Source organism: Halegenticoccus soli, from assembly GCF_002844195.1.
In the GTDB taxonomy this organism is placed as follows: domain Archaea; phylum Halobacteriota; class Halobacteria; order Halobacteriales; family Haloferacaceae; genus Halegenticoccus; species Halegenticoccus soli.
On the sequence record NZ_PEND01000001.1, the window covers coordinates 810,507 to 823,583 of the forward strand.

Sequence of the window (13,077 nt, forward strand, 5' to 3'; positions counted from 1 at the left end):
GCTATCCCGACATGTCGTTTATCCGAGGCGGTGTCTCGCCCGGCTCGGCGGAAGTCGCTCTCCTTCGCGAAGGCCGCGTTCAGTCGCGTGAGCGGCGTCGCTCCTCGGAATCGAACGCCGACGAGAAAGGGGGCAATCAGGCGGAGCTGTCGATGCCGTCGATCAGGATGAACCCGTAATCGCACTCGGTGCAGCGCCACTTCGTCTTCTCGCCGAGGTGAAGGTTCGTGCTCGCGGCGCGGTAGAACTCCCGCGGACCCCCGCACTCCGGGCAGTCGTGTTCCATTTCGAGGCTCATACCCTTGGCTCGGGAAGGAGGCGTGTTGAAGATGTTGGTTCGCGCCGCGTGCGATTTGAATCGCCCGGGGGTCGGTGCAGACTCCACGCTCATCGGCGAGACGCCCGAGCAGTGCGGCCACGGCGTCGAAGTCGTCTCTCACGTTCGAACAGTGCGGGGGCGACGGAGCCGGGTGCTCGCCACTTCGCGGCTCGACCGCCCCGCGATCGCCGGATTCGCTGCGGCGCTTCAGCGCGTCTCCGAGGCGGGCGGGAGAGACGCGGGGCGACCGCGTCCCGGTTTTCGAGAAAGGGTGCTCGATGACGCGCGTTCGGGCGGATGAATCCCATTTCGATATACTCAATCGCCCGTTGAGACGAGCTGGAGCCGCCAAAATAGAAGCGGGGCGGTCGGCCGGTTCGAAGATCAAGAGAAAAGCATTACTTAGTGATCCTCGAATCGTGCGCCATGGCAACAGAGTTCGGTGCGCTGTCGCTCGTACCGCCGCTGCTCGCGATCGCCCTCGCGATCGTGACGAGACGGGCGCTCCTGTCGCTGTTTCTCGGCGTCTGGATCGGCGGCATCATCGCCGTGCAGGGGCTCGGGATCGTACAGACGTTCGACTGGATCATCTCGTCGATCACCTCCAGCTTCAACGCGCAGGTCATGGTGTTCATCTTCCTGCTCGGCGCGGGAATCGCGCTGATCTGGCGGATGGGGGGATCGCTCGCGGTGGCGAAGTGGGCGACCGAGCGGCTCGATTCGCACCGCAAGGTCGGCGTCGCCGCCTGGTTGCTCGGCATGGTCTGGTTCTTCGACGACTACGCCAACACGGCGATCGTCGGAAGCTCGATGAAGAACATCGCCGACGAGATGCGGATGTCGCGCGAGAAGTTCGCGTACATCCTCGATTCGACGGCCGCGCCGGTCGCCACGTTCGGCATCTCCAGCTGGGTGGCGTACCAGATCAGCATGATCAACACCGGCTACAAGGCGGCGGGGATCGCCGACACCGCACCCTCCGCGTTCGTCACGTTCCTCCGGAGCATCCCCTACAACGTGTACTGCCTGCTCGCGGTGCTCATGGTCGGGATCATCGTCATCACGCGCCGGGACTTCGGCGAGATGCTCGACGCCGAGACGCGGGCGCAGCGGACGGGGAAGGTCACCCGCGACGACGCGAAGCCGCTTCAGAGCATGAAGGAGGAGCTCGGCACCGTCGAGGTCGACCGGCCGATGCTCCGGCTGTTCGTCCTCCCGGTCGCGGCGCTGGTGGCCGTCGTCGTCGCCGGCGGCGTCTGGACCGGCTACGCCCCCGGGCGGGACGCGCTGGCGATGGCCGAGAACGCCGACTTCATCGGCGCGCTCGTCTGGGGCTCGTTCGCGATGGTCGCGACGGGGATCGTGCTCGCCCGCGCGTACGACATCCTGACGCTGGACGAGGCGATGGACACGGTCGTCGACGGCTTCGGCATGATGTTGAACGCCGTCAGCATCCTCGTGCTCGCGTGGTCCATCGGCGCGGTCGCGGAGGCGCTCGGAACCGGGGCGTACGTCACCTCGCTCGCGGAGGGGATCGTCACGCCGACGCTGCTGCCGATCGTCATCCTCTTCGCCGCCGCGATGGTCTCCTTTTCGATCGGCACCTCCTGGGGGACGATGGCGCTCGTGACGCCCGTCGCGATTCAGATGGCCTGGGAGATCTCCGGGGGATCGGCCGAGATGCTCGCCGTCGCCTCGGGCGCCGTGTTCAGCGGCGCGATCTTCGGCGACCACTGCTCGCCCATCTCGGACACCACGATCCTCTCGTCGACGTTCGCCGGCTCCGACCACATCGACCACGTGCGGACGCAGATCTACTACGCGGTCACGGTCATCCTGGTGGCTGCGGTCGTCTACCTGCTCTACGGCGTGACCGGGCTCCCGCAGCTGGTGCTGCTGCCGGTCGGTCTCGGGCTCCTCGTCGCGACGGTGTACGCCCTCTCCGAGTGGGACGCCCGTCGCAAGGAGCTCTCGCCGACTTCCGCCTCGGGGCCCGTCGGGGAACGGGCCGGCGACGACTGACGCGATCGCGTCGACCGCCGTCCGCTCGCCACCGCCGGCCGGCCGCGGGCGTTCCGGGTGCCGATCCCGAACCCGTTCGTGATCGCGGTTATCCGCGCGGACCCCCTCGTTCCGGAGAGATGCGATCCAGGGAGAGCCGGCGTTCGGACCCCCGGCGCGTGGTGACCTCGTCGACCGTTCCGCTCGCGGGCGAGCGGCCGCGACTGACGATCAGCGGCTCGTTCCAGTCGTGACGGCGCTGGACGTCGCTTCGGACGATGAGACGCCCGCGGTGCAGGCGGTGCTCGACGCCCTCGACGACGCGGACTGCCGGGCGATCGTCCGTCGCCTCGACGGGGCGATGACGGCGCGGGAACTCTCGGAGGCGTGCGACATCCCGCTGTCGACGGTCTACCGGAAGCTCGATCGGCTGACCGAGGCGTCGCTCGTCGACGAGCGGCTCGACCTCCGCGCCGACGGTCACCACACGAGGCGGTACCGGCTCGCCTTCGGGCGAGTGCGCTTCGCGCTCGGAGACGACCGCGGGCTGGAGGCGACGATCGCGCGGCCGTCCGACTCGGCGGACGAACGGCTCGCCCGCCTCTGGTCCGAGGTTCGGACGGGCCGGTGACCGCGGCCGCGGTGCCGGACGTCGCGCATGCGCAGGGTCGGCTACGCGACGACCGCGTACTCGAAGCGTCCGGCTACTCGACGACGACCGCGCCCTTCATCCCCATCGTCTCGTGCGGAACGCAGACGTACGTGTACGTTCCGGCGGCGTCGAACGTATGTTCGAAGGTGTACCCCTTCTCGTCGGTCATCTCGCTCTCGAAGCTCCCGTCCTCGGCGGCGACGTTGTGAGCGCCGCCCTCGCCGGTCCACTCCCAGACGACCGTCGTTCCCGTCGAAATCTCGACCGCGGGCGGGTCGAACGCGTACCCCCCGCCGTTTCCCTGCGCGCCGACCGTCACGGTCACGCTGTCCGACCCCGTCTCGTCGACGACGCCCGAGTAGTTGTCGACGCCCTCGAACCAGGCGTCGAGATCGGATCCGCCGCTCGATTCGCCGGCGGTCGAGTCCGTCGCGGGCTCGCCGGTCGCCCCGTCGGTCCCGGCGTCGTCGGTCGGCGACTGCCCGCCGTCCGATCCGGAACAGCCCGCGAGGAGCGTCCCGCCGATGGCGACCGCCGCGGTCGTCCGTACGAAGTTCCGCCTGCTGCGTGGGAGTTCGCCTGTCATGGTTCGTCTCCTCTACGGGTTAACGTAGCCGTCGACCGGACATGTAGCCGGACGCCAATTCCCGGGCGGTGGGAATCGCCGGAGGTCGTTTCGGCCCCTCGATCGACCTCCAGTCCGCGGAGATCGATCGAACTCCCGTCCGCGAAGAGAGATCGAAACCGGCGAGGCGGGACGGACGAATCGGAACGGGTGGAACGAGGGGCGACCGTGGGCGGGCGGCGGCCGTCACCGCACACCGCCGGACCGTCTCTCACCCCCTGTACGCGTTCTCACGCCGTGAGAAGCGGGACGGAGACTTTATCCATGGCGGTCGAACCTGAATCATACAGCGATCCAGGGGAGACGCGCGCGCTCGCCGCGGAACAGTCAGCGGATCGAAGAGGCGAATTCCGGAGCCATGTTAGACGACAACACCGACCGCGAACCGAACGGCGATCCCGCGATCGACGGGGAGAACGGGTCCGAAACGGGAATCGCCGTGGCGACCGTCGAATCCGACGACGGCTCCGCGGAGTGTACGTTGTACCCCGCGGACGCTACCGGCATGGAGCTCATGACGACGTAGATCACGGCGGACGAAGGGTCGTTCGTCGACCTCGAATCCGTCCGGTGACGCGCGGGTCGAAACGCCGGCCGAAGGAGGGGACCACTCGCACACCGGCAGGAGGTGGAGGATCCGAAAGCCGGGCGAAAGAAGCGCGGCCGATTACCGCTTCGGGTTCGGATCGAAGACGTCGGGGTTCTCGGGTCCCTCGGCCCGCACGACCGCCATGCACCCTTTGCTCGCGACGCGGCTCAGCGCGTGATCGACCAGCTTGAAGTCGCCCGGCACCGGGAAGCTCATCGTCGCGATGGTCGTACTCCCCGGGGGGACGGGCGTCGTCTGGATGTGCGTCTGCGGCTCCGTCGTCAGCGACCCCTGCGGCCACAGCTCCTCCCAGACGCTCCCGATCGGGTGGAAGCTGCTCGTCAGGTTCGGCCCGCCGGTCACGAAGTAGACGCGCGCCGTCTCGCCCGTCTTCACCTTCATCGGTCCGTGGCGGTCGGGCGTGATGGCGTACGGTTCGCCGTTCATCAGCACGTGCGACGGCTCCTCGCGGGCCATCGCGTCAGCGTCGAACTGGAAGCCGCCGTCGCCCTCCTTCGCGTACAGTTCGTGCTGTCCGAGGTAGAACTCGTGGTCGACCTCGGGAAGCCCCTCCTCCGGCTCGACGAGGATGATCCCGAACATCCCCGCGCTGATGTGCATGTCGAGGTTCGGAACCGCGCAGTGGTAGATGTACGCGCCGGGGTAGGTCGCTTTGAACCGAAGGCGCTTCGTCTCGCCGGGCATCGCCATCGTCGCCTCAGCGCCGCCGCCGGGTCCGGCGACCGCGTGGAAGTCGACGTTGTGCGGCATCGCGTTCCCCTCCGGGTTCCGGAACGTGAGATTCACCGTGTCGCCCACGCGAACGCGGACGAACGGCCCCGGTATCTGCCCGCCGTACGTCATGTAGTCGAACGTCGTTCCGTCTTCGAGTTCGGCGGTCACCTCCTCCGCTTCGAGGGTGACGTCGACCGCCGCCGGTTCGCTCCGGTCGATCGGACCGGGGATGTCGGTCGGGTCCGCCGCCACCCTGTCGACGACGGGTTTCGTCGCCTTCCTCGACGGTTCCGCATCGGTAGTCGGGGTCGAGTCCGGCCCCGCGTTCGACGCGCTGCACCCCGCGACCGCGACCATTCCGCCCGCGCCGACGCCCTGAAGGACGCGCCGCCGCGTTGTTTCGAGCATTCGTAGTCACCTCACAGGCGTAGATTCGAGCCGAACCGGCTTCAAACTGGAAACTCGTTCCCAGTTGACGAGAAGGGGCGCGAACCGGTTCGGGCGGGGCGTTATAGCCGTGTCGGCAGCGCGTAACACGCCCGGTCGGCGGACCGCGGCCGTCAACAGCAGAACATGAACGGGTACATCAGCGCGACGCGGTCCCCGTCGGCGAGCGCCGTGTCGAGGCCATCGAGGTTCTCGTTGAACCGGCCGTTCACGCAGACGCGGGCGTAGGCGCGCGTCTGATCGCCCTCGGGGTTCTTCCGCCACGTTCCGGGGAGTTCGTCCGGCGCCGGCGCCCACCCCCGCGCCGTGGCGTCGGCCTCCGTCTCCGCCATGAGGAGGTCTTCGACGTCGTGCTCCTCGAAGAACGCGTCGAGAAACTCCCGGAGCGTGGTCCCTCGAAAGGTGACGGTGAGCCGGGGGGTTCCGACCGCCGACCGCACGTGTCCGGTACAGACCACCTCGACCGTCGTCTCTCGGTCGTCAGTCCGCGCCGCTCCGTCCGCCGTCGATCGGGCCATACCCCCGTTTCGCCGCCGCGATCCGAGAGCGGTGCGCCGAACGTGTTCGTCCCGGACCGCGGGAGCGATCGAACGGTCGACGAGCCGTCGCAGAGAAACAGGACCGGCGGAACTGGACGGGGCCGGAGAAACCGATCAGTCGTCGCTCTCCGCGAGCACGCGATCGGCGATCGGCTGCTCCTCGGGCGCGCGTCCGGGCGCGGTGACCTCACGCTGGCCGAGGAGTTTGTGAACCACGTCGTAGCCGAAGAGCAGCGTTCCGACGATGATCAGAGTGTCGCCGGGCAGCCGCGCCCAGAACAGGAGCTGGACGAGTTCGCCGTTGTAGAAGGCGAGGCTGCGCGCGGCGGCGTAGCTCTCCGTGAACGCGGTTTCGAGCTGCAGGAAGCCCACCGGGAGGACGGAGACGAACACCATGAGCGCCAGCCCGACGTTCCAGCACCAGAACGCCCAGCGGAGGCGGCGCTCGCTCCACGTTCCCCGCTCGGTCGTGATCCGGAGCATGTACGTGGCCATGCCGAGCGCGAGGAAGCCGAACGCGCCGAACATGGCGGCGTGGGCGTGGCCGACCGTGAGGTACGTCCCGTGCTCGTAGTAGTTGACGAGCGGGAGGTTGATGAAGAATCCGAGCACGCCCGCGCCGACGAAGTTCCAGAACCCGCTGGCGATGATGAACGCGAAGGGCAGCGCGTACGGGAACGACTCGCCGCTGGTGGCGAGCGCCCGGTACTCGTTTATCGCCTCGAAGAGGATGAGCACGAGCGGGATGAGCTCCAGCGTCGAGAACACGGAGCCGAGCGGCACCCACACGTCGGGCTGGCCGATCCACCAGTAGTGGTGGGAGACGCCGATGACGCCGGAGCCCATCACGAAGAGCGCCTGGAACATCACCGCCTTCTCGGCCGAGCGCTTCGACAGGAGGTTCATGCTGACGAGCGTGAGGCCGACGATGGCGACGATGAAGAACTCGAAGGCGCCCTCGACCCACATGTGGACGACCCACCAGCGCCAGAACTCGGTGATCACGATGTTCGTCTTCGGGGTGTAGAACATCCCCGCGGTGAAAAGCAGCGCGATGGAGCCGCCGGCGTAGAGGATCATGTGCGCGAGGCCGTACGGCGACTCCCTGTCGAGGAGCGGCTTGAACCCCCGCGCGACGAGCGCGGCCCAGAAGACGAACCCGGCGAGGAGGCCGACCTGCCAGACCCGGCCCACTTCGAGGTATTCGAGCCCCTCGTTGCCGAGCAGCCACCACAGTTCGCCGCCGAGGTACCCGTTCGCGCCGAGCCAGATGCCGCCGAGGCCGCCGACGGCGACGACGACGACCGCGCCGAGCAGGAGGTTCACGAACGTCCGCTGGCGCTTCGGCTCCCTGCCGGTGAGAAGCGCCGGGAGGAACAGGCCGGCCCCGAGCCAGAGTGTCGCGATCCAGAGGATCCCGAGGTCGAGGTGCCAGGTCTTCGCGATGGAGAACGGGAACAGTCCGACGAAGTCGATCCCGAACAGCTCGCCGAGCCCGAAGAAACCGTCGCGCTCGACGTAGTAGTGCGCGAGCAGCGCGCCGAGGAACACCTGCGCGACGAACAGCAGGGCGGCGACGGGGACGAACCGCACCGCGGCCGTCTGTCCGGGGAACAGGTCGATGTCGTCGGGGTGCGGCACGGTGATCCCCGCCGTGTCGGGTTCGGGGAGCTCCACCGACTTGTAGAGCCAGACGCCGATCCCCGCGCCCGCGACGAGCAGCACCATCGAGATGACGCTCCACGTCATGGACGAGGCGGGCGGGACGTTGCCGGCGGCGGGCTGGTACGGCCAGTCGTTCGTGTAGGTGTGGTCGGTTCCGGGACGCTCGGTGTGGGAGATCCACGCGGTCCAGAGCGCGAAGTCGGCGAACCGGCGGGCGTCGGCCCCGGAGTCGATCGTCCCGGCGGGGACGCCGCGTTCGAGGTCGCCCTCGTGGTACCGGTCGACGTACTCCTCGCGCACCCGTTCGTGGGCGTACAGCTCCGCGGCGGAGTACTCGATCCGCTCTCCCGACCGACTGTCTTCGAGTTCGGCCCTGACCGCGGCGTCGATCACGGCCCGCCGATCGTCGCCGAGGTCCGCGTACGCCCGGTCGTAGCGCTCCTGCGCGTAGTACTCGCGCATGTGCTGCACTTTGAGATCCAGGGCGTCCGCCGTGTAGTCCACGCCGAAGTACGCGCCGTTGCCGAGAATCGAACCGTGGTTCATCAGTCCGTTCGCCTGGAACGTCTCCTTGCCGTCGCGGACCTGCTCCGCCGTCACGACTGTTTCGCCGTCGGGGCCGACGATCGTCTGCGGGATCGGCGGCGACTGCTGGTAGGAGTACCAGGCGCCGAACCCCATCACGACGAGGTTGAACACGAAGACCGCGACGAGGAGCTTCGCGAGGGTTTTCCGTCTCACTTTCATGCCGATTGGATGTCCCTCCGGGTTCGACTTGTACGGCGGTCGCGATTCCCAGTCGGTGAGAGCGCGCCCGAACTGATTCGGCCGTTCGTTGACACCCGTCGGTTCGCGTCCGCCGGTTCGCATCCGCCGGTTCGGCTCCGCGACGGTCGCCGAACGTGTTCGGCGGAAGCTTCGGGGCGGAGAGCGCAGAACGGACCGACGGATGCCGGACAGTCGACAGGCCCGCGCTCGAAACGCCCGAGAGGCGATCGCCGAATTCGCCGAAGTCGGCCCGGGACGCCCCGGAGAGAACGGAGATCCGGGGAAGAGCGCTCCGGGGGTGGACGACCCGGAACCCGACTATCGCGCAGCCGCCCCGGACGCCGCCGCCGCAATCGCCGCGATGGACGGGCGCGCGCGGCGAATCGCGGACGCCGAGGTCGACGCCGCGCTCGCGAAGCTGGAGGCGGCCGGCGGCGTGACGTCCGGACAGCGGGAGGCGGTCGAGGCCCTCGCGACCGGTATCGTCGCCGGTCTGCTCGACCCGCCTCGGCGTCGCGTTCTGGCGGCGGCCCGGCGCGGGGAAGGGGACGCGATCGCCGCCGCCGTTCGGCTGTTCGCCGACGAGAGAGGCAGGGAGCGGTGAGTGAGCAGCGTCGGAAGACGCGAGAAGGCGTCGACGGCCGCGAGAAAGCGGCGTCGGGAGACGCGAGGGTGCGCCGGTTCGCAACGACCGCCGGCGGTCGGGGGAGAAGGTACTTGCCTCGCCCGCACCAACCGCGGGATATGTCCGTCACCCTGTACGCGCTCGACGGGTGCCCGTACTGCGAGAAGGTACACGATGCCCTGCGGGACCGCGACGTCGACTACGAGACCGAGTGGGTCGAAGCGCTCCACTCCGAACGCGACGAGGTGAAGCGGGTCAGCGGCCAGCGCGGCGTGCCGGTGCTCGTCGACGACGAGCGCGGCGTCACGATGGCCGAGAGCGAGAGGATCGTCGAGTACGTCGACGCGACGCTGGCGCGATGACGATCTATACCCGCCGCGGCGACGAGGGGATGACCGACCTCCGGGACATGTCCCGCGTGTCGAAGACGAGCCCGCGGATCGAGGCGTACGGCACCGTCGACGAGGCGAACGCCCTCGTCGGGACGATCCGACCGACGGGGCACGACGACGTCGACGAGACGCTCGCCGAGATACAGAACCACCTCCACGTGGTACAGGCGGACCTGGCGAACCCCTCGCCGGACGAGGACGACCCGCAAGTGCGCGAGGAGCACGTCGAGCGGCTGGAGTCGTGGATCGACGAGGCCGACGAGGAGCTCGACCCCCTGCGGTCGTTCATCCTCCCCGGCGGGAGCGAGTCGGGGGCGAAGCTCCACCACGCGCGTGCGGTCTGTCGGCGCGCCGAGCGCCGAGCGGTCGCGCTCGCGGCCGACGAACCGGTGAACGAACACGCGGTGGCGTACCTCAACCGCCTCTCCGACGCGCTGTTCACGCTCGCCAGGCTGGTGAACAAACGGGACGGCGTCAGAGAGGAGGCGCCGACGTACTGAGGTCCGCGCCGCGCGAGCCGGTCGCTCCCGGTTCGTGCGACGCGAGAAGGATTGGGGATGGAAACCCGGCAGTCGGACCACTCGGTGATGCCCACGGTCCTCGTGCTTCGGGACAGACGCGATGCGCTTTTCTCCGGCGGACGCGCCGCCGCGCCCCGCCGTCGGCGCACCGTGTTTTAGGCTCGCCTAACAACCGCAAAAACGTTCCGGTTTCGGTCGACCTAAAACGTCGGTCGAGTGCCACTCACCCACAAGGGTTAATAAGTGTCGTCGGCATAAGGTCAAATATGAACACTCACTTCAAAGACGCGTGGTACTACCTGCGACGCGCCGGAGAGCACGTGAAGATGGGTCTGACGGAGGAGCTCCGCCCCGTCGAGCGGCGGGTCCGGAAGCTCGCCGGACGGGAGCGCGCGCCCGAGCGGGGGCGGCTGGAGAAGGTCAAGACCGAACTGAAGGGCTTCGAAAAGCAGGCGGAGGGCGAGGCGAAGGAGGCCGTCGCGACCGCCAAGGAGCGCATCCGCACCTACCGCGGCGGACGGAAGCGAAAGGCGGCGTAGCCCGACAAAGCAACTCTTAAGTTTCGACCGCGGGTACGAGTTCGTACCGGGTTGGTGATCTAGTCCGGTTATGATACCTCCTTCACACGGAGGAAGTCGGCGGTTCAAATCCGCCCCAACCCACTTCTACGCGGCAACCGACGAGGAGCGAAGCGGCGAGTCCGTGCCGCGGTGCGCGGTGTACCGGATCTGAACCAGGGGGCGAAGTGAGCGTAAGCGAGCGGAACGACCCCGCCGAAGAGGCGCTTGATGAGATGGCGCGCTCGTTTCGCACTTCCATGTGATAATTTCACAACCACTATATCGTCGGAAAGTTGCCCTCTCACACGCCCCATGACGCAGGAAGTAGGTCCTCTCGCTCGAGAGTTATCGCTACCGTACTACGAAGAGGCCCTCCCCGCACACGACGTTTTCCACGCCAACCGGGTCTACGATTTGTCGGCTCGGTTAGCGAACGAGTGTGCCGAAACCGTCGATAGGGATCTCCTCTCTGCAGCGGCCTGGTTACACGACATCGGTCGGCCGCTAGAGAGAACGGGGGAAATCGAAAATCACGGCGAATGGGCCGCGGTAGAAGCGGACGATCTTCTCGGGGCCGAGGGGGTGGAAGCCGACCGGATCGACGCTATCAAACACTGCATCCGAACCCACAGTATTCGGTCGAGTTCGCCGGAGCCAGAGACTCTCGAAGCGAAACTACTCTTCGACGCGGATAAATCGGAAGCGGCTGGAGCGCGCGGTATCGTTCGCCTGGCCTGCCTTGTCGGCGAGAGGCCGGGCCGAACGGGCGAAAGATACGCCGCGATCGACGATGCGTCGGCCCTTGGAGCGGATACCTCGGACGTTCCGGACATCACTCTCCTTCGAGAGTGGGCAAAGGAGCGCCTGGATAGGTTGTACACTCCGCCCGGACGCCGTCTTGGGGAGTCCCGGTGGGGGTTCATGGAGGGTTTCTTCGCACGGTTCGACAGTGAGATCGGTATTGAAGGGGAGAGATAACCCGTTTCGGTCGCTCCGTTACACTCCTGAGGGGTGATACGCTAACGCACCACACGATACTTGATGCGCGGGCGCGTACTACCGCCCATGCCGATCCCGGGATACGACCCCGACGACCTCGACGCGGTGCTCGCGGAGCGAGTGGAAAAGCGGGGGGCCGAGTCGGTCCTGACGCCCGCCCAGCGGCGGGAGTACGAGTCCGGCGCCAGCTTAGTCGACCTCCTCGACGAGGAGGAGATCCGACGACTGTTACGCGGAGGAGAGTAGAGCGATCACCGGTCGGCGACGGCGAGGGGGAACTGCCGGCCGAGCGGTGAGCTCCGGACGCGGCGGTCCGCGTCCGCTGCGTTTCCCGGCGAACCGCGTCGACGGTTGCTTTTGCGAACGTTTCGGCGGGCCAGTCGGATATCTAACAAAAATGGTCGATCGACAGGTGGAGCGAATATCGGCGGTCGCGCCCCGTTCGAACCGAACGTGATCCCGACGCTTCGATTCTTAACACAATTCTTGCTTTACCGAATATTAGTAAATTACTACTTTGTTTTACATCTACATCGTTAAAAAGATTTTAGTGTGTAGCCGAATGTCACGTACACCTGAATGAGTCGACGTAACTCACGGAGGGCAGTGTTGAAGGGCTCGTTGGGCGTTCTCACGATCGGATTCAGCGGCTGTGCGGGACTCTCGGCGGACTCTTCCGGCGACGAGACCTCGACGTCCGGTGAACCGACCGAATCCGAGGCGGACGAGTCGACGACGTCGTCCGGGACCGAGACGCCGGCGGAGGGGACCGAAACCACCGACGAGTCGACTTCCGACGGGGAGTCCACGGAGACGGACGGTTCGGAGGACGGCGACTCGTCGTCCCTCGACCACCCGTCCGCCGAGGGCGCGGAGAAGAACGCGAAAGTCGGCCCGTCGATGGACGAGGCCGAGGGCGTGATGATCGCCTTCGAGGACCCCTCGTCCCCTTCGTGTGCGAAGTTCCACGAGGCCGTCTTCCCGAAGCTCAAGTCGCGCCTGATCGACTCGGGGTACGTCACGTTCGTGGCGAGGGCGTACCCGAACACGGAGGAGTGGGCGGAGACGGCGGTGCTGGCGCTCAAGGCGACGTACGACCGGGACGAGGGGGCGTACTGGGACCTCAAGGCACACTACTACGAGAACCAGGGCGACCTGAACGAGGAGAACGTCCTCGACGAGACGGAGGCGTTCCTCGACGACGAGACGAGCGTCGACGCCGGCGCGGTCGTCTCGGACGTCGAAGGGGGCGCCTACGAGGACGCGCTGGCGAGCGACGTCGACGCCGCCGAGAACGCCGAGGTGAGCGACCTCCCCACCCTGTTCCTCTTCGAGGACGGCGAGTTCAAGACGGAACTCACGGGCAAGCAGAGCTACGCCGTGCTGAAGAGCGTACTCGGCGAGTGACGCGGCGGTCCGCCTCGGGCGACCCGCCGAACGGCCACTCCTAGCGGATCGGACTGTTTTTTTTTCGACCCGACGGGGAGCGAAGCGCCAGGCGATAGTCGGCGAACCGGCCAGCCTCGGTCGTCGATGCGGCCGTGGTCGTCGAATCGCCGCCGCGGGCGTCCTCGGCGCGATCGAGCGATATCGTCATCTCTGGCGCGAGATCCGCGGGGTCCGCGGGGTCCGCTCCGGTC

Annotated in this window: 15 protein-coding genes and 1 tRNA gene; 11 read left to right on the forward strand and 5 right to left on the reverse strand. The window is 67.4% G+C overall.

Annotated elements, in window-relative coordinates:
* Nucleotides 1–136: 136 nt before the first annotated feature.
* The gene (locus CNO20_RS23200) at nucleotides 137–298 is read right to left on the reverse strand and encodes a DUF7838 family putative zinc beta-ribbon protein (RefSeq protein ID WP_199174716.1); all 162 of its coding nucleotides are present in this window, start codon (nucleotides 296–298) and stop codon (nucleotides 137–139) included.
* A 447-nt stretch (nucleotides 299–745) separates the two neighbouring features.
* Between CNO20_RS23200 and CNO20_RS04190 the strand changes: the two genes are divergently transcribed.
* Together CNO20_RS04190 and CNO20_RS04195 are read left to right on the forward strand one after the other, a co-directional pair.
* On the forward strand, nucleotides 746–2,341 hold the full coding sequence (locus tag CNO20_RS04190; RefSeq protein WP_101294749.1) for a Na+/H+ antiporter NhaC family protein: 1,596 nt from the start codon (nucleotides 746–748) through the stop codon (nucleotides 2,339–2,341).
* A gap of 229 nt (nucleotides 2,342–2,570) precedes the next feature.
* On the forward strand, nucleotides 2,571–2,951 hold the full coding sequence (locus CNO20_RS04195; protein WP_233203900.1) for a transcriptional regulator: 381 nt from the start codon (nucleotides 2,571–2,573) through the stop codon (nucleotides 2,949–2,951).
* A gap of 73 nt (nucleotides 2,952–3,024) precedes the next feature.
* Here CNO20_RS04195 and CNO20_RS04200 read toward each other — a convergent pair whose 3' ends face one another.
* Nucleotides 3,025–3,558 carry a halocyanin domain-containing protein gene (locus CNO20_RS04200; RefSeq protein ID WP_101294750.1) on the reverse strand — a complete coding sequence of 178 codons (534 nt, stop codon included), beginning with the start codon at nucleotides 3,556–3,558 and terminating at the stop codon, nucleotides 3,025–3,027.
* 397 nt (nucleotides 3,559–3,955) lie between these two features.
* Here CNO20_RS04200 and CNO20_RS22905 point away from each other — a divergent pair, with 397 nt between their 5' ends.
* Nucleotides 3,956–4,123, forward strand: coding sequence for a DUF7511 domain-containing protein (locus CNO20_RS22905; RefSeq protein ID WP_158237364.1), 168 nt, complete (start codon nucleotides 3,956–3,958; stop codon nucleotides 4,121–4,123).
* 141 nt (nucleotides 4,124–4,264) lie between these two features.
* Here CNO20_RS22905 and nirK read toward each other — a convergent pair whose 3' ends face one another.
* From nirK to CNO20_RS04215, 3 genes are all read right to left on the reverse strand, one after another.
* The gene (gene nirK, locus CNO20_RS04205) at nucleotides 4,265–5,329 is read right to left on the reverse strand and encodes a copper-containing nitrite reductase (protein ID WP_101294752.1); all 1,065 of its coding nucleotides are present in this window, start codon (nucleotides 5,327–5,329) and stop codon (nucleotides 4,265–4,267) included.
* Nucleotides 5,330–5,481: 152 nt separating this feature from the next.
* Nucleotides 5,482–5,886 carry a MoaD/ThiS family protein gene (locus CNO20_RS04210; protein WP_101294753.1) on the reverse strand — a complete coding sequence of 135 codons (405 nt, stop codon included), beginning with the start codon at nucleotides 5,884–5,886 and terminating at the stop codon, nucleotides 5,482–5,484.
* A gap of 135 nt (nucleotides 5,887–6,021) precedes the next feature.
* Nucleotides 6,022–8,319 (reverse strand): nitric-oxide reductase large subunit, encoded by a 2,298-nt coding sequence (locus CNO20_RS04215; RefSeq protein WP_101295029.1) that lies wholly within the window; start codon nucleotides 8,317–8,319, stop codon nucleotides 6,022–6,024.
* Between the two features lie 202 nt (nucleotides 8,320–8,521).
* Between CNO20_RS04215 and CNO20_RS04220 the strand changes: the two genes are divergently transcribed.
* The 8 genes from CNO20_RS04220 to CNO20_RS04255 all read left to right on the forward strand — a co-directional run bounded on the left by CNO20_RS04220 (nucleotide 8,522) and on the right by CNO20_RS04255 (nucleotide 12,844).
* Nucleotides 8,522–8,944 carry a hypothetical protein gene (locus CNO20_RS04220; RefSeq protein WP_101294755.1) on the forward strand — a complete coding sequence of 141 codons (423 nt, stop codon included), beginning with the start codon at nucleotides 8,522–8,524 and terminating at the stop codon, nucleotides 8,942–8,944.
* Between the two features lie 140 nt (nucleotides 8,945–9,084).
* Nucleotides 9,085–9,327, forward strand: coding sequence for a glutaredoxin family protein (locus CNO20_RS04225; RefSeq protein ID WP_101294757.1), 243 nt, complete (start codon nucleotides 9,085–9,087; stop codon nucleotides 9,325–9,327).
* The gene (locus CNO20_RS04230; RefSeq protein WP_101294759.1) at nucleotides 9,324–9,857 is read left to right on the forward strand and encodes a cob(I)yrinic acid a,c-diamide adenosyltransferase; all 534 of its coding nucleotides are present in this window, start codon (nucleotides 9,324–9,326) and stop codon (nucleotides 9,855–9,857) included. The genes CNO20_RS04225 and CNO20_RS04230 overlap by 4 nt, the downstream gene beginning before the upstream one ends.
* Before the next feature lie 287 nt (nucleotides 9,858–10,144).
* A complete protein-coding gene (locus CNO20_RS04235; RefSeq protein ID WP_101294761.1) occupies nucleotides 10,145–10,417 on the forward strand; it encodes a DUF7553 family protein in 273 nt (90 codons plus the stop codon).
* 48 nt (nucleotides 10,418–10,465) lie between these two features.
* Nucleotides 10,466–10,540: transfer RNA gene (locus CNO20_RS04240), tRNA-Val, on the forward strand.
* Between the two features lie 210 nt (nucleotides 10,541–10,750).
* Entirely contained in the window at nucleotides 10,751–11,416 is a 666-nt protein-coding gene (locus CNO20_RS04245; RefSeq protein WP_101294762.1) for an HD domain-containing protein, read from the forward strand.
* An 87-nt stretch (nucleotides 11,417–11,503) separates the two neighbouring features.
* Entirely contained in the window at nucleotides 11,504–11,683 is a 180-nt protein-coding gene (locus CNO20_RS04250) for a DUF8027 family protein (RefSeq protein ID WP_101294764.1), read from the forward strand.
* Nucleotides 11,684–12,016: 333 nt separating this feature from the next.
* Nucleotides 12,017–12,844 carry a DsbA family protein gene (locus tag CNO20_RS04255; RefSeq protein WP_143423143.1) on the forward strand — a complete coding sequence of 276 codons (828 nt, stop codon included), beginning with the start codon at nucleotides 12,017–12,019 and terminating at the stop codon, nucleotides 12,842–12,844.
* Nucleotides 12,845–13,077 lie beyond the last annotated feature (233 nt).